18 protein-coding genes are annotated in these 22,739 nt (G+C 52.6%); 8 read left to right on the top strand and 10 right to left on the bottom strand.

All coding sequences use genetic code 11. The features are described 5' to 3' along the window. Window positions 1-11 precede the first annotated feature (11 nt). The 4 genes from recN (at window position 12) to BKD14_RS11545 (ending at window position 5,168) form a co-directional block, all read left to right on the top strand. Window positions 12-1,691, top strand: a complete 1,680-nt coding sequence (gene recN, locus BKD14_RS11530) for a DNA repair protein RecN (protein WP_075656147.1) — start codon at window positions 12-14, stop codon at window positions 1,689-1,691. A gap of 70 nt (window positions 1,692-1,761) precedes the next feature. Further along, a complete protein-coding gene (ligA, locus tag BKD14_RS11535; protein WP_075656149.1) occupies window positions 1,762-3,915 on the top strand; it encodes an NAD-dependent DNA ligase LigA in 2,154 nt (717 codons plus the stop codon). Window positions 3,916-4,083: 168 nt separating this feature from the next. Continuing rightward, a complete protein-coding gene (locus BKD14_RS11540; RefSeq protein WP_075656398.1) occupies window positions 4,084-4,869 on the top strand; it encodes an AzlC family ABC transporter permease in 786 nt (261 codons plus the stop codon). After that, entirely contained in the window at window positions 4,869-5,168 is a 300-nt protein-coding gene (locus BKD14_RS11545) for an AzlD domain-containing protein (RefSeq protein WP_022711379.1), read from the top strand. The genes BKD14_RS11540 and BKD14_RS11545 overlap by 1 nt, the downstream gene beginning before the upstream one ends. 69 nt (window positions 5,169-5,237) lie before the next feature. On the opposite strand, the gene BKD14_RS11550 is transcribed toward BKD14_RS11545, so the two are convergent. The 4 genes from BKD14_RS11550 to BKD14_RS19655 form a co-directional block, all read right to left on the bottom strand. Then, entirely contained in the window at window positions 5,238-7,061 is a 1,824-nt protein-coding gene (locus tag BKD14_RS11550; RefSeq protein ID WP_075656151.1) for an aminopeptidase P family protein, read from the bottom strand. 39 nt (window positions 7,062-7,100) lie between these two features. Next, window positions 7,101-7,979 (bottom strand): 50S ribosomal protein L11 methyltransferase, encoded by an 879-nt coding sequence (locus BKD14_RS11555; RefSeq protein WP_075656153.1) that lies wholly within the window; start codon window positions 7,977-7,979, stop codon window positions 7,101-7,103. Between the two features lie 106 nt (window positions 7,980-8,085). Continuing rightward, on the bottom strand, window positions 8,086-8,673 hold the full coding sequence (locus BKD14_RS11560; protein WP_022711382.1) for an SCO family protein: 588 nt from the start codon (window positions 8,671-8,673) through the stop codon (window positions 8,086-8,088). Window positions 8,674-8,684: 11 nt separating this feature from the next. Further along, window positions 8,685-8,813, bottom strand: coding sequence for a hypothetical protein (locus BKD14_RS19655; protein ID WP_255560626.1), 129 nt, complete (start codon window positions 8,811-8,813; stop codon window positions 8,685-8,687). Window positions 8,814-8,972: 159 nt separating this feature from the next. On the opposite strand from BKD14_RS19655, the gene BKD14_RS11565 reads away from it, so the two are divergent. From BKD14_RS11565 to BKD14_RS11575, 3 genes are all read left to right on the top strand, one after another. Continuing rightward, a complete protein-coding gene (locus tag BKD14_RS11565) occupies window positions 8,973-9,620 on the top strand; it encodes a DapH/DapD/GlmU-related protein (RefSeq protein ID WP_083647057.1) in 648 nt (215 codons plus the stop codon). Between the two features lie 78 nt (window positions 9,621-9,698). After that, a complete protein-coding gene (locus BKD14_RS11570; RefSeq protein ID WP_245293633.1) occupies window positions 9,699-10,166 on the top strand; it encodes a CreA family protein in 468 nt (155 codons plus the stop codon). A 210-nt stretch (window positions 10,167-10,376) separates the two neighbouring features. Continuing rightward, the gene (locus tag BKD14_RS11575) at window positions 10,377-11,738 is read left to right on the top strand and encodes an Nramp family divalent metal transporter (RefSeq protein ID WP_075656400.1); all 1,362 of its coding nucleotides are present in this window, start codon (window positions 10,377-10,379) and stop codon (window positions 11,736-11,738) included. A gap of 35 nt (window positions 11,739-11,773) precedes the next feature. Here BKD14_RS11575 and BKD14_RS11580 read toward each other — a convergent pair whose 3' ends face one another. The 3 genes from BKD14_RS11580 to BKD14_RS11590 all read right to left on the bottom strand — a co-directional run bounded on the left by BKD14_RS11580 (window position 11,774) and on the right by BKD14_RS11590 (window position 17,153). Further along, window positions 11,774-13,150, bottom strand: coding sequence for a dicarboxylate/amino acid:cation symporter (locus BKD14_RS11580; RefSeq protein ID WP_075656402.1), 1,377 nt, complete (start codon window positions 13,148-13,150; stop codon window positions 11,774-11,776). A gap of 190 nt (window positions 13,151-13,340) precedes the next feature. Further along, on the bottom strand, window positions 13,341-15,959 hold the full coding sequence (locus BKD14_RS11585) for a UvrD-helicase domain-containing protein (RefSeq protein WP_075656159.1): 2,619 nt from the start codon (window positions 15,957-15,959) through the stop codon (window positions 13,341-13,343). 117 nt (window positions 15,960-16,076) lie between these two features. Next, window positions 16,077-17,153: a serine/threonine protein kinase gene (locus BKD14_RS11590; RefSeq protein WP_028233748.1), complete on the bottom strand. Its 1,077-nt coding sequence runs from the start codon at window positions 17,151-17,153 to the stop codon at window positions 16,077-16,079. A gap of 306 nt (window positions 17,154-17,459) precedes the next feature. On the opposite strand from BKD14_RS11590, the gene BKD14_RS11595 reads away from it, so the two are divergent. Beyond that, window positions 17,460-21,296, top strand: coding sequence for an AsmA family protein (locus BKD14_RS11595; protein WP_075656161.1), 3,837 nt, complete (start codon window positions 17,460-17,462; stop codon window positions 21,294-21,296). A gap of 39 nt (window positions 21,297-21,335) precedes the next feature. Here BKD14_RS11595 and BKD14_RS11600 read toward each other — a convergent pair whose 3' ends face one another. From BKD14_RS11600 to BKD14_RS11610, 3 genes are all read right to left on the bottom strand, one after another. Further along, complete coding sequence (locus BKD14_RS11600; protein ID WP_075656163.1) at window positions 21,336-21,608, bottom strand: ribbon-helix-helix domain-containing protein; 273 nt, start codon at window positions 21,606-21,608, stop codon at window positions 21,336-21,338. Beyond that, complete coding sequence (locus tag BKD14_RS11605; protein ID WP_075656165.1) at window positions 21,605-21,814, bottom strand: DUF4169 family protein; 210 nt, start codon at window positions 21,812-21,814, stop codon at window positions 21,605-21,607. The genes BKD14_RS11600 and BKD14_RS11605 overlap by 4 nt, the downstream gene beginning before the upstream one ends. 73 nt (window positions 21,815-21,887) lie before the next feature. Then, window positions 21,888-22,484 (bottom strand): SspB family protein, encoded by a 597-nt coding sequence (locus BKD14_RS11610; RefSeq protein WP_075656167.1) that lies wholly within the window; start codon window positions 22,482-22,484, stop codon window positions 21,888-21,890. Window positions 22,485-22,739: the final 255 nt, after the last annotated feature.

Consider the following 22,739-nt stretch of genomic DNA (forward strand, 5'->3'; position numbering starts at 1 on the left):
AAAAGGCAGCCATGCTAGCGCAACTGTCGATCCGCGATATTGTCCTGATTGAGAAACTCGATATCGAGTTTCAAAAAGGTCTGTCTGTCCTCACCGGTGAAACCGGTGCGGGTAAATCTATTTTGCTCGACAGTTTGTCTCTGGCACTTGGTGCCAGAGGCGATGCTTCCCTTGTGCGCCATGGTGCGGAGCAGGGGCAGGTGACGGCGGTGTTTGATGTCGGCATCAATCATCCCGCCCGTAATTTTCTCAAGGATAATGAAATCAATGATGACGGCGACATTATTCTGCGACGTGTGCAGAATAGTGACGGCCGTTCGCGTGTCTTCATCAATGATCAGGCAGCAAGCGTTGGTTTGCTGCGTGAGCTTGGCCGCCATCTGGTGGAAATCCACGGGCAGCATGATGACCGTGCGCTGATCGATACAGATTTGCATCGCACATTGCTGGATGCATTTGGCGGGCTGGACGGGCAGACTTTGCAGCTGCGTCGCTTGTACAAGCAATGGCGCGACAGTGAGAGTGCTCTGGTCAAGCATCGCGCTAAAGTGGAAGCCGCAGCGCGTGAGGCCGATTATCTGCGTGCCTCGGCTGAAGAGCTAGATAAGCTCAATCCGCAAGAAGACGAAGAAGATGAGCTGGCTGAAAAGCGCTCTATCATGATGAAGTCCGAGAAGATTGCGACCGATGTGAGCGAAGCCAATGACCTGTTGTCCGGTCATGAATCGCCGGTGCCGACTTTGGCCGCATTGGTGCGCCGTCTTGAGCGCAAAATGCCGGAAGCACCGCATCTGCTGGAACCGGTGATTAAAGCGATTGACGAGGCGCTGGATCGCCTAGGTGATGCGCAGAGCGGTATTGATACGGCAATGCGCGAGATTGATTTTGATCCGCGTGTGCTGGAGACAGTGGAAGAGCGTCTGTTTGCGCTGCGTGCAGCTTCACGCAAATTCTCTGTGCCGGTGGCCAATCTGGCTGCATTGCGCGACAAGATGGATGCGGATTTGCAGGATCTTGATGCCGGTGCGGAAAAGCTGGAGCAGCTGGAGAAGCAGGCTCAGGAAAATCGTGCAATCTACGATGCGGCGGCGTCTGCATTGTCGGCAGAGCGTGTAAAGGTTGCACAATCGCTGACGCAGGCTGTGATGCAGGAATTGCCGGCGCTGAAGCTGGAACGTGCGGAATTTATCGTCAATATCGAAACCGATGCGGAAAACCGCAGTGCTGAAGGTATTGATGTTGTTGAATATTGGGTGCGTACCAATCCGGGAACACGCGCAGGGCCAATGATGAAAGTGGCCTCGGGCGGTGAATTGTCCCGTTTCCTGCTGGCGCTCAAAGTGGCTCTTGCTGATCGCGGCTCAGCACCGACACTGGTGTTTGACGAAATTGATACGGGTGTGGGCGGTGCAGTGGCCGATGCGATTGGTCAGCGTCTCGCACGACTGTCCTCCAATGTGCAGGTGCTTTCTGTGACCCATGCGCCGCAGGTTGCCGCCCGTGCGACAACGCATTTCCTGATCGCCAAGGCGCAAGGCGAGAGCGAACAGATGCGCACCTCTATCCGCACGATGGAAGTGGCCGAGCGTCAGGAAGAAATAGCGCGTATGCTCGCCGGTGCCAGTGTGACTGATGAAGCCCGTGCTGCTGCCGAGCGCTTGCTGCGGGAAAACGGTGCTCTGACTGCATAAAATTCAGTCTTGAGCGTTTGATTTTCATCACCTGTGTTATATTGAATCCGTAAACGGAGACGGGTTGAATATGAGTGAAATCAGCGTTGAAAATTTGAGCGAAGAACAGGCCGCAGCTGAGCTTGAATTGCTGGCTAAAACCATCGCTGAGCATGATTTTCTCTATAATACGCAGGATGCGCCGACAATTTCCGATGCGGAATATGATGCTCTGCGTCGCCGCAATCAGGCAATTGAGCAACGTTTTCCGCATTTGATCCGCGAAGATTCGCCGTCGCTGAAAGTCGGTGCAGCGGTTTCCGAGAAATTCTCCAAAATCACCCATAATGTGCCGATGCTGTCGCTGGATAATGCGTTCAGTGATGAGGATGTCGGCGAGTTTGTCGGGCGTATTTACCGTTTTCTCAAGCTCTTTCCGGGCAGCCCGCTCGGTATTACCGCAGAGCCGAAGATTGACGGGCTGTCGCTCTCGCTGCGTTATGAGCAGGGGCGGCTGGTGAGTGCTGCGACACGCGGCGATGGCTCTGTAGGCGAGAATGTCACCAATAATGCGCGTACAATTGCCGATATTCCGCAGGTGTTGAAAGGCGATGCGCCGGATGTGCTGGAAGTGCGCGGTGAAGTCTATATGAGCCATGCCGATTTTGCGGCGCTTAATGAAAAACAGGAAAAAGACGGTAAACCGGTTTTTGCCAATCCGCGCAATGCGGCAGCAGGATCGCTGCGCCAGCTGGACAGCAAAATCACCGCCAGCCGTGTGTTGCGTTTTTTCGCCTATGCATGGGGTGAGGTGAGCGAAATGCCTGCCACTACGCAAATGGGTATGGTGGAAAAGCTCAAATCCTATGGTTTTACCATTAATCCGCTGATGCGCCGTTTTGAGAGTGTGCCGGAGCTAGTTGCTCACTATCATGCGATTGAAGAACAGCGTGCCACGCTCGGTTATGATATTGATGGCGTGGTCTATAAGATTGACGATCTGGCCTTGCAGCAGCGTCTTGGTTTTATTTCGCGCAGCCCACGCTGGGCAATTGCCCATAAATTTCCGGCAGAGCGTGCTTTCACCATTCTCAAAGGCATTGATATTCAGGTCGGCCGTACCGGTGCGCTGACGCCTGTTGCGCGTCTGGAGCCGATCACGGTCGGAGGCGTGGTCGTGACCAATGCCACACTGCATAATGAAGACTATATTCGCGGCTTTGACCAGAAGGGCAATGCGTTGCGTGAGGGGCGTGATATCCGCGTCGGCGATACCGTCATAATTCAGCGCGCCGGTGATGTGATCCCGCAGATCGTGGATATTGTTGCAGATAAACGTCCTGCGGAGAGTGTTGCCTATGAATTCCCGCGTCTGTGCCCTGTCTGTGGCAGCCATACGGTGCGCGAAGAAGGTGAGGCGGTGCGCCGTTGCACCGGTGGTCTGATCTGCGAGGCGCAGGCAGTCGAGCGTATCCGCCATTTCGTTTCGCGTAATGCTTTTGACATTGAGGGCTTGGGGGAAAAGCAGGTTGAGTTCTTCTTCAATGCCGAAGATGAGAGTTTAAAAATCCGCACGCCTGCTGATATTTTCACGCTGGAAAAGCGGCAAGCTGCATCACCGCTGAAGAAGCTGGAGAATATTGAAGGTTTCGGTGCGACATCGGTGAAGAAACTCTATGCCGCGATTAATGAGCGGCGTGAGATTGCCCTGAGCCGTTTTCTGTTCGGGCTTGGTATCCGCCATGTCGGTGAGGTCAATGCCAAGAAACTGGCACGCGCCTTTGGTTCTTATGCCAAGCTGGCAGAAGTGGCGTTGGCCGCTCTGGTGCCGCAGGATAAGGGCGACAAGGGCAATGATGCATGGCGCGAGCTGACGGATGTGGAAGGCATCGGCACAATTGTTGCTGAAGCGATTGTGGACTTTTATCAGGAGCCGCATAACACAGAAGTGCTTAGCGCATTGCTGGCAGAGGTAATACCGCTGGATGAAGTTCACGAAATCGTGAGCGGCTCACCGGTTGCCGGTAAAACCATCGTTTTCACCGGATCGCTGGTGCGCATGTCGCGTGATGAAGCCAAGACCATGGCGGAGCGCTATGGCGCAAAAGCATCGGGTTCGGTTTCAAAAAAGACAGATCTGGTGGTTGCAGGGCCGGGGGCAGGCTCAAAACTCACCAAAGCTGCGGAGCTGGGCATTGAGGTGATCGACGAAGATGCGTGGTTTACGCTTGTTGGTGCGGATTAAATATTACCTTTTATGACAGGGCAGGTGTGTCTGCCCTGCACTTGATTGGTTTTATGCATCAGCCTATTCATAACCAGTGTGGGAACGGAGAGCAGTTTTCTGCTTTAGTCCATTCCTCAAATGTAAACGCGGGCTTTAAGGCGCGTTTGAAAAATACTGGTAATGATGATGGATGGATGTAATCCAAAAATCCTGTCTGGTACCCAGACAGGTAAACTTGCACAATTCTGGGATGGTGCAAGACGCGGCGGGCCGGTTATGGCGGCGGTCGCGCCTTTTGGCATTTTGTTTGGTGTTGTTGCCGTTGATAACGGCCTGAATGTCAGTGAATCGGTATGGATGAGCGCGGCACTGTTTGCCGGTGCCAGCCAGCTGGTGGGTATGGAGCTGTTTGGCAAACATGTTGCACCATGGATGATCCTGCTGTCGATTTTCGCGGTGAATTTCCGCCATGTGCTCTATTCTGCAGGCACAGGACGGTTGATTAAGCATTTCACGCCGTTGCAGCAGATTGTGGCCTTCTTTTTCCTGACCGATGTTCAATATGCGGAAAGCGAAAAGCAGGCGGAGCAGAAAAAGCCGATTACCTTTGTCTGGTATATGGGGCTGGCCATTCCGCTTTATCTGTCATGGGTAATTGAAGCTTATATTGGTGCGACTTTCGGCGGGATGATCGGTGATCCGAAAGCCATCGGTCTTGATATGCTGCTGCCAATTTACTTCCTCGGTCTGGTGATGGGCTTTCGCTCCCGTACAAACTGGTTCCCGATTGTTGCGGCGAGTTCCGTGACTTCCGTTGCTGCTTATTTCTGGATCGGCTCGCCGTGGCATGTCACCGTTGGTGCAATCGGCGGTATTGTCATGGCTGTTGTGATTGCCAAGCCGCTGTCTAGTCGTGAAACCGTGATTACGCTGGATGATGAACCGGTGAAAACTGTGAAGGACGTGCAGTAATGTCTTCAACTGTTTGGATTATTTTTGGCGCGGCTGTGCTGACCTATATCACCCGTATCGGCGGGCATCTCATTCTTTCGCAGTTTGAGCGTGTGCATTATCGCGTTGAGGCTGGTCTCAATGCCGTGCCTGCGGCAGTGCTGACAACGCTTGTTGCTCCGGCTGCTTTCAATGCGGGGTGGAAAGAGTTTCTGACCATGGTGCTCTGCACATTGGCGGCATTCCGCATCGGTATTATTCCACTGTGTATTTTTGGTGGTGTGCTGATTGTGCTGCTGCGCCAATATATGCCGTTCTGAGATCGGTATGATATTGATAATAAAAAACCGGCGATTTCGCCGGTTTTTTTATGTCTGTATGGCAGGGCTTTACAGGGTTTCGGTCGCAGCAATCAGCCAGCTCTTTTCGTCTTCCGAGCAATGCGGCAGTAATTTGTCGCGTGTCTGTGCATGATAATCATTGAGCCATGTCAGTTCATCCGCATTGAGCAATGAAACATCGATGAGGCGACGATCAATCGGGCAGAAAGTCAGTGTTTCAAACTCATGCATTGCGATATCGCCGCCATCAATTGCTTGCGGCTCTTTGACGATAATCAGATTTTCAATACGGATGCCGAACTCGCCCGGACGATAATAGCCCGGCTCATTGGACAGGATCATGCCGGTTTTGAGCTCCTGCGCACCGCGCTTGGAAATGCTCTGCGGCCCCTCATGCACAGCGAGATAAGAACCAACGCCGTGGCCGGTACCATGTGCATAGTCATAGCCATGCTGCCAGAGAGCGGCACGGGCAAATGCATCAATATCCTGACCGCGTGTGCCGACAGGAAAACGCAGGCGGGACAGTGCGATAACGCCTTTCAGCACCAGCGTGAAAGTCTTCTTTTCAAAAGCAGAGACTTCACCAATCGCCACGGTACGGGTGATATCCGTAGTGCCGTCACGATATTGCGCACCGGAATCAATCAGATAAAGCTCGCCATCTTTGAGCTTGCGATTGGTATCGGTATTGACGCGGTAATGGATGATTGCTCCGTCAGACCCTGCGCCGGAGATACTGTCAAAAGACAGGTCTTCCAGAGGCTTCTGGAACATTTCGCCGACTGTGCGACGGCTTTCTTCCAGCTGCTGAGCGGCGCTGATTTCGTCCACGCTGCCGGCAGGCTGGCTGTCGAGCCATGAGAAAAACTTGACCATGGCCACGCCGTCACGCTCATGGGCGGCACGGGAGCCATCCAGTTCGGCTTTGTTCTTCATCGCGCGGGGCAGGCGGGCAGGGTCGGTGCCTTCAACCACTGTGCCATTGGCCTGCGTGATAATCATGCGCAGCTTTTCCGCAGCCAGTGCAGGATCAAGCATGAAGCTTGCACCTTCACCTGCCAGTTGAGCCAGCGTGTTTTCCATCAGATTTGGCGCAGTGATTTTGGTCAGCTGCGTCAGATAGGCTTCGGTTTCAATCGGCAGCTTACGCTTATCAATGAACAGAATGTGCTGGCCGTCAGCCGCAATCAGTGCAAAGCTCAAAGGCAGCGGTGTATTGCTGACATCGCGGCCGCGAATATTGAACGCCCATGCGATGGAGGCGGGGTCTGTCAGAATAGTGGCTGAAGCACCGCTTTTCTCAACTGCTTCACTCAAACAATTCAGTTTGGCACGTGGCTCCTGACCGGCATATTGCAGCGGCTGAATAGTCACTGGTTCCAGTGGGGCGGCAGGCTGGTCAGTCCAGACCAGATCAACCAGATTGTCCTGCACCGGCACGAGCTGGCCGCCCTGTGCTTCAAGGGCAGCTTTCAGCGCGCGAGTTTCTGCAATTGTATGCAGCCACGGATCAAAGCCGATGACCAGACCTTTGCCGTTTTTCTCCAGCCATGAGGCAGGCGGATTGTCGACCAGACTTTCAATGTCGAACACGGCCGGATCTGTTTGAGTGCGCACCTGCAATGTGTAACGCCCGTCAACAAAGACATAGGCTTTATTCTTCAGGATCAGCGCTGCACCGGCAGAACCGGTGAAGCCTGTCAGCCAGCCAAGGCGCTGAGCACGCAGCGGCACATATTCGCCCTGATGCTCATCGGCGCGCGGCACAAGAAAACCGTCCAACTGAAGACGGTTCAGTTCCTCGCGCAATTTGGCTACACGCGGCGCACCGGTTGCCGGATTGCTGCTGACTTCAAAGTTCTGAAACATGAGATTCTGATCCTGAAAAAGGTTAGACCCTCATTATAATCAGAGCTTTGGCTTGAGGTGAAGAGCAACCCAGCTTTCTTTGTAAATAGTTTTGTGATGCTCGATGCCAGCCGCTTCATAAGCTGCAATAACGCTGTCGCGCTGGGTTTCCAGAATGCCGGAGAGGATCAGCGAGCCATTATCTTTCATATGGGCGCGCATCTCGCTTGCCAGTTCAATCAGCGGATTGGCAAGAATATTGGCTACGATCAGATCAAATGGCGCACGCGCCTGCATTTCCGGATTGTCAAAACCGGTGGCGGTGAGGGTGGAAACCCATTTATCCGCACCGTTCTTCTCCACATTTTCCTGCGCCACATCGACCGCAACAGGATCAATATCGGTGGCCAGAACCGGAATATCGCGCAGCTTGGCAACTGCAATGGCGAGAACCGCACTGCCTGTGCCGAGATCAAGCACATTCTTAGGCTCTTCAAGCGCAACAATTTCTTCGATCATCTCAAGGCAGCTGGCGGTGGTGCCGTGATGACCGGTGCCAAAAGCAAGACCTGCATCGATTTCAATGCCGATATCGCCATCCTGCAGCTTGTCGCGGTCATGGGAGCCGTGAACAAAGAAGCGACCGGCTCGAACAGGCTTCAGACCTTCGAGAGAATGCAGAACCCAGTCAATATCCGGCAGTTCTTCCACACCGATTTCTTCCGGATTCAGACCCAGACAAGCGGCCATGCGCGGCAGGGCTTCATCGGCACCGGCTTTGTCTTCGGTATAAAGCGAGATTTCATAAATCTGCTTGTCTTCATCAATTTCAGTATTGGCCAGCGGCAGACCGTCTTCTTCAAATACCGGTTCCAGCAGATCGAAAATCTGCTCAGCCTGATCTTTGTCCCGTGTGAGATATAAGCGGTACTGTGCCATGTGGGGTCTCTGAATTGGAGTTATAAAAAAGAATAGAGCAGTTTCCTTACTCAGGAAAACTGCTCTATCACGAAGCTTAGTCAGATGCGAATGCTATCCGCTATAATCAGCCTGCTGCCAGACGTTTCAGCTTGGAAATTGCTGTTTCTGACGGTTCGCCATAGGCGATGGTTGAGCGCAGACGGCCGTTCTTGTCGAGAAGCAGGATAGATGCAGTGTGATCCATCGTGTAATTCTCGCCGTCTTCATCAACTTTCTTGGCATAGATATTGTAGGACTTCAGCATTGCAGCAATGTCCTTCGGGTCGCCAGTAATGCCGGTGATACGGTCGGAGACATTGGTAATGTATTTCTGAATATATTCCGGTGTGTCACGCTCAGGATCAACAGTGACCATATAGCCGCGAATAGCCGCGCCTTCAGGGCCGAGCTCTTTCAGCCAGCTGTCGAGATCGAAGAGGGTGGTCGGGCAGACAACCGGACAATGGGTATAGCCGAAAAACACGACTGAAGGATTGCCGCGCAGAGACTGATCGGTGATCTCACTGCCATTCATAGAGACAAGCTTGAATGCGCCGCCATAAGGGCTCTCTTCGCCGGAGGCCATTTGTTTGTCGCGATAGGCCTGAAAGCCGACAATGCCGATTGTGAAAGCGGCAACAAACAGCACCAGAACGGGAAGATATTTACGCATAAATCAGATCCTCAGAAGCACCATGAAATACCATCCATGAGCATGGTCATGAATATGGTGTCGCTGTAATTCATCCAGCCTGCAAACAAAGCGCCAGCGGCCAGAGCGGTGATTAATACCACGCCGCTAATCCAAAGCAATTTTCTGCTCTCGTGTCCGTTGGCCTGTCTATCAGCTGTCGTCATAATAATGTTATAGCTGGCTTGTGGCAGTTTGGCAAAGGCTGTCTGTATGATTTTCCCATCTTTTATGAAATTTCAGAAATTTTTGAAATTGAACTTATGCAGGAATAAAACGTGATGAGTGAGGATGTTTTGCAGTTTTCGCGTGATGTGCAGCCGAAAATTCATCCGAGCGCGCAGCTGAAATCCGTTAAACTCGGACAATATACCGAAATCGCCGAACGGGTGATCCTGCGTGATGTGCAGATCGGTAATTTCACCTATCTGGAGCGCAACGGAGAGGGGATTTATGCCGAGATCGGGCATTTCTGTTCCATTGCTTCCAATGTGCGGATCAATGCGCTGGAACATCCGATGCAGCGCCTGACTATGCATAAAATGACCTACCGGCCGAATGAATATTTTCGCAATATCGGCGTGGATATGGATTACCGTGCACACCGTTCCTCAAGACGGGTGACGATCGGTAATGATGTCTGGATTGGTCATGGTGCGGTGATTTTGCCCGGTGTGAGCATTGGCACCGGTGCCGTGATCGGCGCAAATGCAGTGGTTTCTAAAGATGTGCCACCCTATATGATTGTTGCCGGTGTGCCTGCAAAAATTCTGCGACAGCGTTTTGATGAAAAGACGGTTGAGCGCCTGTTGCAGAGTGCATGGTGGGATTGGCCGGTGGAGCTGATTTATAAAGCGCTGCCGGATATTCAGACCATGGAGATTAATGCTTTTCTCGATAAATGGCTGCCTTTGGCGGGGGATGCGTAAGTCACTCCATATTTGATTCAAATCTGAATGCAGGAGATGTTTATGAAGCAATTTCTGACCGTTACAGCTCTGGGCGCAATGTTGGCCTTGTCTCCTTTGACAAGCTTGAGCATGGTGCAGGCGGAGGAAATCGGCAAAGTTGGTGTGGACTGGCTCGGCAATGATATTGTGATTGATGCGGTCAGCGATCCGAAAGTGCAGGGTGTGACCTGTCATCTGGCATCTTTCTCTCGTGGTATGATCGACCGGCTGCAGAAAGGGAATTGGTTTGAAGACCCGTCCAATGCGTCGATTTCCTGTGAGCAGACAGGGCCGATTACCATCGGAGATATCAAGCTCGGCAAAGGCGGTGAGCGGGTATTTTCCGAGCGCACCAGCCTGATCTGGAAGAAGCTGGTCATTACCCGTATTTACGATCAGACCAATAATACGCTGATTTATCTGGCGCATGCCTCACAGGTGCAGGATGGTTCTGCCAAAACATCGCTCTCAACTGTGCCGCTCTATCGCGGTGATGTGATGTGGGAAAAAGGTAAGCCGCAATAAGCGCTTTTTTAAATGCCGGTTCTGAAGCGTAATTTTTAAGTGTTAGAGCGACCTTCGTGCGCCCAATGGGGCGCACGTCGCTCTAAGCTGCATTTTTTATGCCTGTATTTCCCTGTTACGATACGGGGAATTGTTTTTTCTTGACGACAGGAAAAATCAGGCATTTAGTTGCAAATGAGTTTCATTGTCATTTGTGCGCGAAGATTTTTCATGAAGAAAAATGAATTTCCACTGGCAGAGGGTGCTGACAATTCCGGCGCATGGCGTCAGGAACCGGCAGCGAAATCGCTGGCTGAGGTCAATGGTTCCATTGCAATTCCGCGTCATGGCACGCGGTGGAGAAAATTTGCCGCCTTTGCAGGGCCGGGCTATCTGGTGGCAGTCGGCTATATGGATCCCGGCAACTGGGCGACGTCTATCGCCGGTGGTTCGCGCTTTGGCTATACGCTGCTGGTTGTGGCGCTGGTTTCCAACATCATGGCTATTTTGCTGCAATCGCTTTGCACGCGTCTGGCTGTGGCAACGGGGCGCGATCTGGCGCAGGCCTGCCGCGATGCTTATTCTCCGGCGATGGCATGGTTCTTATGGATCGGCGCGGAGATTGCGATCTGTGCCACCGACCTTGCCGAAGTGATCGGCACGGCGATTGCGCTTAATCTGTTGTTTGGTATGCCGCTGGAACTCGGTGTGTTGCTGACCGCGCTCGATGTTTTTGTCGTGCTATATATGCAGAGCAAGGGTTTCCGCTGGATTGAAGCCTATGTGCTGGTTTTGCTTTGCATTATTGCTTTGTGTTTTCTGGTGCAGATTGCGCTGGCTGATCCCGACTGGGGCGCTGTAATCCGTGGCTTTGCACCGACCACTGAAATCGTGACCAATCCGGAAATGCTGTATCTGTCGCTGGGGATTATTGGCGCAACGGTGATGCCGCATAATCTCTATTTGCATTCAGGCATTGTTCAAACGCGTAAATATGGCGGTAATTTAGAGGAAAAACGCGAGGCTATTACCTATTCCACATGGGATTCCACCATTGCGCTGATGCTGGCTCTGGCCGTCAATGCGTCTATTCTTATTCTGGCCGCAGCGACTTTTCACAAGGTTGGACGTACTGATGTGGTGGAGATTGAACAGGCGGAAGCCCTGATCGCGCCTCTGCTCGGCAGCACGCTGGCACCAATCCTGTTTGGTGTTGCGCTGCTCTGTGCGGGATTGAACTCGACAGTAACGGCGACGCTGGCGGGGCAGATCGTGATGGAAGGTTTTATCAATTTTCGCATCCGGCCATGGCTGCGACGGCTGATTACGCGTGGTATTGCTATTATACCGGCGATTATTGTGACGATGCTCTATGGCAATAAGGGAACTGCCAATCTGCTGATCCTCAGTCAGGTGGTGCTGAGTTTGCAGCTGCCATTCGCCATTGTGCCGCTGATCTTGTTCACATCAGACCGTAAAAAGATGGGTGCTCTGCGCGCGCCTTTATGGCTGACAGGGGCGGCATGGATTGTGGCGCTGATCGTGATCATGCTGAACCTGAAACTGATCTATGATGTGGTGACCGGCGGATAATAAAAAAAGCCGGAGTTTCCTCCGGCTTTTTTGTTTTAAGCAGCAACGCCTTGCGCTGTCAGATGTGACGGATCGATATCGTCGATATTCTTTTCGCTGTTATAGACAGCTTCATCAAGAATACCTTCGCGCTTGGCAACAACGGCTGGTACCAGTGCCTGACCGGCAACGTTAACAGCGGTACGTCCCATATCGAGGATAGGGTCAATCGCCAGCAACAGGCCGACACCTTCCAGCGGCAGGCCGAGGGTGGAGAGTGTGAGGGTGAGCATCACTACCGCACCGGTGAGACCGGCAGTTGCAGCCGAACCCAGTACCGATACAAAAGCGATCAGCACATATTCCTGAAGGCCGAGCGGCAGGCCGAAATATTGCGCAATAAAGATCGCCGAAATCGCCGGATAGATTGCAGCACAACCGTCCATTTTAGTGGTGGCACCAAGAGGCACAGCAAAAGCTGCATATTCACGCGGCACACCCAGATTACGCTCGGTCACGGCTTCAGTTACCGGCAGTGTACCGACGGAAGAACGGGACACGAAAGCCAGCTGGATTGCAGGCCATGCACCGGCAAAGAAACGGGATGGTTTCAGACCGTGGAAGATCAGGATTGCCGGATAGACCACGAACAGCACGATTGCCAGACCGATATAGACGGCTGCGGCATACCAGCTGAGCTGAACCAGAGTTTCCCAGCCATATTGAGCAACAGCGCGGCCAAGCAGGCCGATGGTGCCGAGCGGGGTGAGGCGGATAACCCACCACAGGATTTTACGCACCACAACGAGCAAAGACTGGTTGAAGGCGAGGAAAGGCTTGGCAGCATCACCGGCTTTCAGTGCCGCAACACCGAAAGTAATGGCGATAACAAGGATCTGCAGCACGTTGAAATTGAGCGAAGTGGTGGCAGCATCTTTGCCAAGTTTGGTGCTGGCTTCAAGGCCGAGCATATTGGCAGGCACCAGACCTTTAAGGAAGTCGAGCCATGAGCCGGAAGAGGCAGGCGCTTTGGCAGCTTCTGCGGCAACACCGGAACCGATGCCCGGCTGAATAATCAAACCCAGAGCAATACCGATCAGCACAGCGATAAGGGATGTGATGGCGAACCACAGCAGGGTCTGCCAGACCAGTTTGGCGGCATTGTTAAGCGCAGCCAGATTGGCGATAGAGGCCACAATCGCGGTGAAAACCAGCGGCGGCACAAGCGCACGCAGCATCTGCACAAAGATAGAGCCTATTGTCTGCAGGGTGACAGACAGCCAGTTGGCATTGCCGTTGATATCTGGCCCCATATTACGGGCAACGAGACCGAGCAGCAGGCCGATAACCATCGCCGTCAATACCTGAAAACCGAAATTCAGATAGAGTGGCTTGGCCTGCGCAGAAGATTTTTTCACATGAGCGACGGACATGAATTTTTCTTTCAAAACAAGTGAAGCGAAGGGGCAAATTTGCTCCTTCGCTCGTTGGTTCGAAATTTAACGGAGATTCATGGCTCGGTTAAGCAATGTTATGCTGCGTTGCGTAGCGCCTTGATGAAGTTATACTCTCATACATATTAATGTTAGAATATTATTTCTAAACTCAAGCGTCAGCAGATTTTTATACCCGTTTCACAAAGCTGTCGATGACGCGTTTTTGTCCGGCATGGTCAAAGTCGATGGTCAGTTTGTTGCCATCAATTGAGGCGACATTGCCGTTGCCGAATTTCATATGGAAAACACGGTCGCCGACCTTAAAGTCTGACGGCGTTGAGGAAACGGATTTTGCCACCAGCTCGCCGTCAATCACTTTGCCTTTGACCGAGCCGCGACCGGCACCGAAGCCGGAATCTGTTTCGCCATAACCGATGCGCTCAACATTAGCACCGGAGCGGGAGCCCCAATTGTTGCGCGTGGCATCGGAGCGGTTTTGCTGCGCCCGCTGCCAGCCCGGTGTGGAATAGGAATTGGCAAATGGATCACCGCGTCCCACGGCATCAAAGCGTGACTGACCATAACCGCCGCCATAGGAACTGTCGGATTCCGCAATATCCACATGCTCTTCCGGCAATTCTTCCAGAAAGCGGGACGGGATCGTGGTCTGCCACATGCCGTGAATACGGCGGTTGGACACAAACCAGATATGCAGATTTTTCTTGGCGCGGGTCAGGCCGACATAGGCCAGACGACGTTCTTCTTCCAGCCCTGAGCGACCGCCTTCATCCAGCGCACGCTGATGCGGGAACAGGCCTTCTTCCCAGCCCGGTAAGAACACAGTTTTAAATTCCAGACCTTTGGCCGAGTGAAGGGTCATGATGCTGACAGCATCCATGCCTTCATTCTGTTCCGTATCCATCACCAGCGCCACATGTTCGAGAAAGCCGCGCAGGCTTTCATATTCTTCCATGGAGCGGATGAGTTCTTTGAGGTTTTCCAGACGCCCCGGTGCTTCGGCAGAGCGGTCATTCTGCCACATCGCCGTATAACCGGATTCATCGAGAATGATCTCTGCCAGTTCTGTATGAGACTTGTTATCCAGCAGTCCCTGCCAGCGCCGGAAGTTCTCGACCACTTCACGCAGTGCCGAGCGGGCTTTTGGTTTCAGCTCTTCCGTTGCAATTAGATCTTCCGCCGCCTGCAGCATCGGCATATTTTTTGCGCGTGCATAATCATGCACCAAACGCAGGCTGGCTTCACCAAGGCCGCGTTTCGGCGTGTTGACGATACGTTCAAAAGCCAGATCATCGGCAGGCTGGGCAACAACGCGGAAATAGGCCATTGCATCACGGATTTCCTGACGCTCATAGAAGCGCGGGCCGCCGATAACGCGGTAATTCAGGCCGAGTGTTACGAAACGGTCTTCAAACTCACGCATCTGGAACGAGGCACGCACCAGAATAGCCATATCATTAAGCAGATGACCGCGACGCTGCGCTTGTTCTATCTCTTCACCGACCGCACGGGCTTCTTCCTCTGAGTCCCAAGCCGCATGCACATGCACTTTTTGATCATCTTCACTGGCTGCCTGCGGCAGCAGTGTTTTGCCAAAGCGCCCTTCATTATGGGCGATCAGATAGGAAGCTGCACCAAGAATATGCGGTGTGGAGCGGTAATTGCGCTCAAGACGGATAATTGTTGCGCCCGGAAAATCTTTGTCAAAGCGCAGGATATTGTCGACTTCAGCCCCGCGCCAGCCATAGATCGACTGATCGTCATCGCCAACACAACAGATGTTAATCTGTTGTGTTGTTTTATTTGTGCTCACGCTGTCGCCGCTAGCGCGGCTGCGCTCCGCAGGGGCGGCTGAAAAGTCAGCCGACGACCAGTCGGTCGCGTTGGGAGTGCTATGTGGTTGTGTTGATGCTGATTGGGTGTTTGCGTTAGAGCTAGGCCTTTGCGCCAGCAGTCTCAGCCACATATATTGTGCGGTGTTGGTATCCTGATACTCGTCCACCAGAATATAGCGGAAACGTGCATGATATTCGCGCAAAATGTCCGGATGTTTGCGGAAAATCCGGATCGGATGCAGCAGAAGATCACCGAAATCACAGGCATTCAGCGTTTTCAGCCGTTCCTGATAGGCATAATAAAGTTCACGTCCTTTGCCATTGGCAAAAGCACGGGCATCACCCTCCGAAATTTCAGACGGGCCATAGCCTTTATTCTTCCAGCCATCGATCATCATCGAGAAAGAACGCGGCGTCCAGCGTTTGTCATCCAGCCCTTCAGCCTGAATAAGCTGCTTGAGCAGGCGGATCACATCATCCGTATCAAGAATGGTAAAGTCAGAGCGCAGTCCGGCCAGTTCCGCGTGGCGGCGCAACATCTTCACCCCGATAGAGTGGAAAGTGCCGAGCCATGGCATGCCCTCAACCGCACCGCCAAGAAGATGACCGATACGCTCTTTCATCTCGCGTGCGGCTTTATTGGTAAAAGTCACTGCGAGGATCTGACTTGGGAATGCCAAACCCTGCTGAATAATATGCGCAATACGCGTGGTCAGAACACGGGTTTTACCGGTGCCCGCACCGGCCAGAACCAGAACCGGCCCTTCAGTCGTTTCGACCGCCTGCCGCTGCTCAGGGTTTAGCCCTTGCAGATAATCTGGTTCACCGCGCTGCTGGTTGCGCGCCTGCATAGCCCGCGCGGCAATCCCGGCTTTTGGACCAGATTGCGGTTTAGGTGTAGCCGGTACATCCGGCTCCCCGAAGAAGGGAATATCGTCTGGAAAGTCTGACATAGTTCCGAATGTAATGATTCTTAAGCGAAACGCCATAGACCAGAACAAATAAAGTACCTGCAGAGCTTACAGGCACTTCATTCGTTGCGTTTTTTAAAATTTACAGGCTGGAAAATCCTATTCCATCTGCGTGATACGGCGATCCGTGAAGTTAAGACGATGCGCGGCGAGCGCTTCCACCAGCGGGCGCATATCCGGCTCGCGCAGCAGAAGATCGTCCAGTTCTGTCATCTGGTTCATGGCAACAAGGCGCAGAATATCTTCGCGCACAGTGCCGTCCTCACGGCGCGGCAAATGGGCAACCGGCTGGATCAGTTCGACTTTATAACCTTTAAGGCGTGCACGCAGTGACTTTTCGTCCGCATTCAGTGTTTCAACAAAAGCATAAATCCCCACACCTTTTGCAGGCAGGGAATAGAGACTCAGAGACACATCTTTCACACGTGGATCGGATTTCAGCGCCGCAATAATTGCCGGACCTTCATTATCAATACGGTCGCCCGTACCTTCACCGTCAGACCAGTTGAAAATGCCACGGGTAACAAAATTATAGACTTTTTTGCCTGTTGCCAGCCAGATACGTGACGGCAGTGACCGGCGTGCCAGAATGCGCTTTTCCGTTGGTGTCATCAGATCAGGTGCGAAATTGCGCTTCTGTTTGATGAGGTGGCGGAAATCCTCATAGGCCATCAACCGGTAATAAGCGCCACGGCGGCGATGCACGGAAGCCAGCTGAAAGTCGATCACAGCGGCTTCGCCTTCCGGCGTCATCAGCCAGTTTTGCGGCTTTTGCAGATCATTATGGGTAACGCCCATGCGGCGCATATCGCGCAGAATACGATGGGCAGACAAATACCATTCACGATGGGACGGGCGTGCCAGATGCAGCGGTGTGCCGTCCGTCCATGTGCGGAACAAGCCGTGTTTGTCTGTTGCCAGAAGCTGAGGTGTGCCTTTGATGCCGCGCACTTTTTTGAGGCCGCGGATTTCACGGCGCGCCAGCCACCATGCCAGCGGGCTTGACCACCACGGAGCTGCGCTGACAACGCGGCGGATGATACGGGTTTCCGGCTCGCCGACAAAATAGCCTGCACGGGTTTCCGAGAAAATATCCCGCTTGAAAACGGCTGTCTCATAGAAATCAGGAATGGTTTCCATAAGTTGGGAATTGGTCTCGGACGTTGAATAATTCATGATAATGTCACAGATATAAAGTCAATTCGGGTGTGAAGCGTAAGCGGCCGAAGATATGAAAACAAAATGATATTGGCTGTCATGTGACAGCTGTAGCGGTTAGATACCAGAGGATCAAGCCGTGTCCTTATCTTTGGACACGAGTTTACGGCTCTATTCAGGTGCATACAGCCTTTGTCATGGTGAAATTACCTTGTTGTCGCAGGCTGCGAGCCGCTATGGTGCGCGCTGAAATGTGATTCATAAATGACAATGACTGCAAAGCAGTTTTGTTAGCAGATGGCTGTACTCAGCCGGAGTGAGACTTTGGGGCGTTTGTTCGTTGCTATTGGTGGTTTGCTGGTACTGGTGCTGACTTTGGCGCTGGTCGTACCGCCTTTTATCGACTGGACAGGCTATCGCGACCGTTTTGAACTGGAAGCCAGCCGGATTTTAGGCCGGCCGGTGCATGTGAACGGGACAGCAAAAGCACGGCTTTTTCCGTTTCCGTCCGTTACTTTTTCCGATGTGCGCGTTGAAGGGAGAAACGGTCAGAGTGCCCTGACCATGGATCAGTTTTCCATGGATGCGGAATTAATGCCCTTCTTGCGCGGTGAAATTCTGATCTTTGATATGCGGATGGAAAAACCGCATCTTTTTGCAGGGCTGGACAAGCAGGGACATCTCAATTGGGTTTTACCGGAGAACAGTGATCTGGCCGGCTCCAGAATAAAGCTGGAAAAGCTGACTTTACGCGACGGGCAGATTACGCTGCAGGATGAAGTGCGCGGGCGTCGTCAGGAGTTGCAGACCATCAATGCTACCCTGTCTGCGGACAGTTTGATGGGGCCGTGGCGTATCAACGGCACATTGCAGGCCGACGGGCAGGTTTTCAATGTTGATATCAATACGGCCGAGAAAAAGCCTGATAATCCGCTGCGTTTGCGCATCGGCCTGCGTCCTTCTGATCTGCCGCTGACGCTGGATACAGAAGGTGATGTAACGGTTGCGGACGGCAAGCCTGTTTATAAAGGGCAGTTTTCATTTCTTACTTTGAGCGATGAAGAGCGGAAAAAGCAAGGTATTACCTCTGCCGTTACCCTTGATAAGTTGCGGCTGACCGGAAAATTCGAAGCACAGAACAGCGGCTTCAATATTGAAGAATTCCGGATGGAGCAGGGTGATGCCGATGCTCCTTATGTGATTAACGGTAAGGCACAGCTTGATCTGGCAGAGAACCCGCATTTCATGATTAGTGCGGATGGCCAGCAGGTCTATCTTGACGGGATGAAGCCGGATGTCAGTCTCAAAGATGAGACTGTTGCACCGACGCAGCCGGTGATGTCCTTCCGGCAGAAAATTGATTTCTTGCAGACATTGCTGGAGCGTGTACCGGTGCCGGATATTCCGGGCAATATTGATCTGCGACTGCCAGCTATTGTGGCAAGCGGAACAACCATCCGCTCTGTGATTATCCGTGCTGAACCGGATAAGGATTCATGGAATATCAGTCAGTTACAGGCAGATCTTCCGGGGCGTACCCAGATTGAAGCCAAGGGCAAATTGCAGCTCGGGGCAAATTTCGGTTTTGACGGCAGTTTCCTGCTGGCGTCACGCCAGCCTGCCGGATTTGCTTCATGGTTGTCCGGCGATAGCGGCAAAGCGCTGGCGGGGCAGGTTCCTGCCGCCGGATTTTCCGGCAAGATTAATCTGAATAAAGATGCCCAGAGTGTCGATGATCTGGAAATTGTGCTGGGCGAAACCGTTCTTCAGGGTAGTTTTGAACGCAGTGGCGGTGAAAGCCGCGCGGCATCTTCGGTACTGAATATTCAGGGCAAGGCTCTGGATGCAGGCACAATGCAGTTGCTGAGTGGGATGTTCCTGCGGGAAGGCGACCTGTCGGCACTTGCCGGTGAAAATCTGACGGTTAATCTCAAGGCAGGCCCCGTTAAATTTGCAGGGCTGGAAGCGGAACAGCTGGATACCGCATTTCGTCTGAGCAATGGCAAGCTGGATTTTGACAGGCTGCTGGTCAGCGGTCTGGAAGGCGCAACTGTTTCGGCAACCGGATCATTGCGGCCGTTTGATAATTCGGTCAATGCGTCTCTCGATGCGACAATTCTGGCTGATGATCTCAGCCCTGCCTTGCGCCAGCTCGATGCAGTTTTCCCGCGTGAGCCGCTTATTTCTGCGCTTTCCGCCAGAGCCAATGCTTATCCGGATTTGTTCTCCGGCACCAAGCTCGATCTGCTTGTGAATGCGGTTAACCTGTTCGGAGACGGAGCGCATGCGCAGAAGACTGACGATGCCGGAACCGAGAAAACGGAAGCAAAAGATACCAAAGCACGGGGCAGCCGTGTCAAGGCGGGAAGCAATCCGGCAGATGGTGCAAAATCCGATATTGCCGAATTTTCTTTCAGCCTGAATGGTCAGAGCGGCGCGCTGATCCTGTCTGTTGCCGGATCCTCAAAAGGGACACTGGCCGGTTCCGAGCCGATGCAATTATCGCTGACGGCCAATGCCAAAGCGGCCTCGGGTGAAGCTGCCTTGGCGCTGCTCGGCCTGCCTGTTGTGCCGCTGGGTCTGATGGGAGAGGCGGAGATTAATCTGCAGGCGCAGGGTGCGCCGGTTGCCGGTATGAAAACCGCGCTGGAAATCAGCGGTGATGATGGCAATGCCCGTCTTGATGGTGTGATTACACTGACCGGCGATGAACTGACAGCCAGCGGCAAAGCCGTGTTGAAAAGTGATGATCTGGAGCCGTTTCTGGCCACTGCCGGTTATGCCCTGCCATTTGGCCGTGGTTTTGGCTCAGGTTTGCCGGTGGATATCGTCAGCGATTTTCAGTTCGGGAAAAATATCGTCCGGCTGCCGAATTTGCAGGGTAAGCTGGATAATGAGACTGTAAACGCCAGACTGGACGGATCGCTCAGCGATCAGTCGGTTGCACAATTGCGCGGCGAGATAAAGCTGGAGCGTTTTGATCTGGCTGCATTATTTGCGGCGATGAGCGGTCTGTCGGTTGCAGATATCACGGGCGCTGACGGCCGGAGCTGGTCTGAAACCGGCTTTGGTAACAGAACCAATCTTCCGCTGGGTATGGATTTGAAAGTCAGTGCCGCACAGGCTGCGCTGACTGATGCAGCGACATTCAGCGATTTTTCTGCGCGTATCATCAAAAACGACCAGCAATTACAGCTCAGTGATATTGGCGGTGAGTGGGCCAATGGCAAACTATCCGGCAAACTGGAGCTGAATAATGCCAATGGAACCTTGCTCACCAACGGGGATTTGCGTCTTTCCGGCGGGGATATGCAGGTGCTCTATCAGCCGGAAGATATGCAGCCGCCAGTGAGTGGGGCCAGTGATATCAAGCTGGGCTTTACGGGCAGCGGCAAGTCGATGGCTGATCTGGTGCATTCTCTGGCCGGTGAGGGGGCGGTGACTGTTGAGCAGCCTGTTATTGCAGGATTTAATCTCACAGCTTTACCGGATTTGTTGCGACGCTCCGATGAATTGTCGGATACGGCTCTCTCTCAGGTTGAGCCGAAACAGGCCGAAGCCGAGCGCAGCACATTGTCGAAAAGCCTGACGCAGGACGGACAAATAAGCACTGCCCGGATTCAGGCTCCGTTGTCGCTTGCCGGAGGGATTATCCGTGCGCCGTCTGTTAAGGCAGAGAATGAAAGAGCCATAGTGCAGGCGGATTTGCAGTTTGACCTGAACCGCTTTCTCTGGGGCGGCAGCGGGCGGCTGGATCTGGTATTGCCGCAGCATGAGCGGAATGATGTGACCCCGCAATTGCAGTTCACGGTTTCCGGCGGATGGCAGCAGCCGCAATTGCAGTTCGATTATCAACCGATGGTACAGTTCTTGACCCAGCGCGGCTTGTTGCGGGAACAACAGCGGGTAGAGGCGGCACAGGCTTTGATTATTGAAAAGCAGCGTCTGAAGCGCGAGGCTGATTATTATACTGCGAAAGCAGAAGCCCGCAAACGCGAGCGTATTGAAGCTGAAGAAGCCTTGCGCAGACGTGCGGAAGAAGCTGCGGGTGCAGGAACAACACTTCCGCAGGAAACACCGCAGCGGCCAAATATTGCGCCTGATTTCAAACCAAGCCTTGATGAATTTCTGCAAACTCTGCCTGAAACGCAGTTACAGTAAAATTACCGCCGTTTTGGATTTTAGAGCATGTCGCAGCTATTAAGGTGCTTTGATGCTTAGCACCCAATCCAGCGCATAAAGACGCAGGCTGGAAGACAGATTGCTGTTGCGGTCGCGTTCATCATCAATCATGGCAATGAGTGAAGCCAGCGACTGACCGTTCTGCGCTGCAATCTGCACGATGATGTCATAAAATGCATCTTCCAGCGAAAAGCTGGTGGCATGGCCGTGCAATGTGATCGAATGTTTGCGCAGACGTGCTTTGCTGCGTGCTGCTGTGCTCAATGGCTGACGGGCAGTTTTATCGCTCATTCTTTTTCATCAACAGATGAGGTGGAGCTGCGTGGTTCCAGCCTGTTCTGGTCAAGGAACCGGACTTGCTTATCGTTCTGATTTTTATCGAAAGATTTTTCCGCTTTGGTACGACCGAACAGGATGCGATTGGCATCCGCTTCAACTTCTTTCGTCGCGCGGGCTTTGCGTTTTTTGAATTGTTTGAGATTGATAATGTCACTCATGACTATGCCCTCTCAAAATAGAATATTCTCATGAATATATTCCGGCCGCTGCCGGCCGGAATATTGCATCTGTTTATTTTTTGCGGAAAGCATCCAGCGATACAACATCGGCAGAAGGCTTCGGAGCCTCTTCCTTATCTGTAGTTTCGCTGCTGTCTTCCTTGGCCGTTGTCTTGCTGCGGTCAGCCTTTTTGGCTGGCTTTTTAGCAGGCTTGGCCGGAACGTCTGCTTCATCTTCTTCCGCATCATCCTGCAGACGCAGTTCCGATACGATTTCCAGATCATCCGTGTCATTGTCACCGGTCGGCAGCGCAACAGACACATCAAATTCCAGTTCGAAATTCACTGACGGATCGTAGAAGCCGCGGATTGCGGAGAACGGAATGACCAGCTTTTCGGCGATTTCACCAAAGGAAAGACCGACTTCAAAAAACTGCTCGGTAACCACCAGATCCCAATACTGGTGCTGCATAACAATTGTCATCTGTTCAGGATATTTTTCCTTCAAACGAGATGAAATGCGAACGCCCGGTGCCTCTGTCAGAAAGGTGATGAAGAAGTGGTGATTGCCGGGCAGACCGGCCTTGTTCACTTCCATGAGCACTTTGCGGATAACGCCGCGCAGCGCATCCTGAGCAAGAATATCGTAACGGATAAGATCCTGAACCATTAAATCCTTATCCCGCGGATTCGAGGAGTGTTGTCATATATGTTGTCTAAGTCAGCATTGCCGTATGATCAATTGATAATCAAGGATCAGGCATTTCCGTTGAAATGAAATGCGCCGGTCATTCTGGCCGAGACAATATAATCTGATGGATTAATACAGCAGCTTTTATCGCTTGTGCGAGAAAAATGCTGCAACCCTGTCTCATTTATCAATATACCGCTGTAATGAAAGGTGAAAGAACTTTCTCAAATAATT

The organism is Pseudochrobactrum sp. B5 (assembly GCF_001939785.1).
Lineage (GTDB): Bacteria > Pseudomonadota > Alphaproteobacteria > Rhizobiales > Rhizobiaceae > Pseudochrobactrum > Pseudochrobactrum saccharolyticum.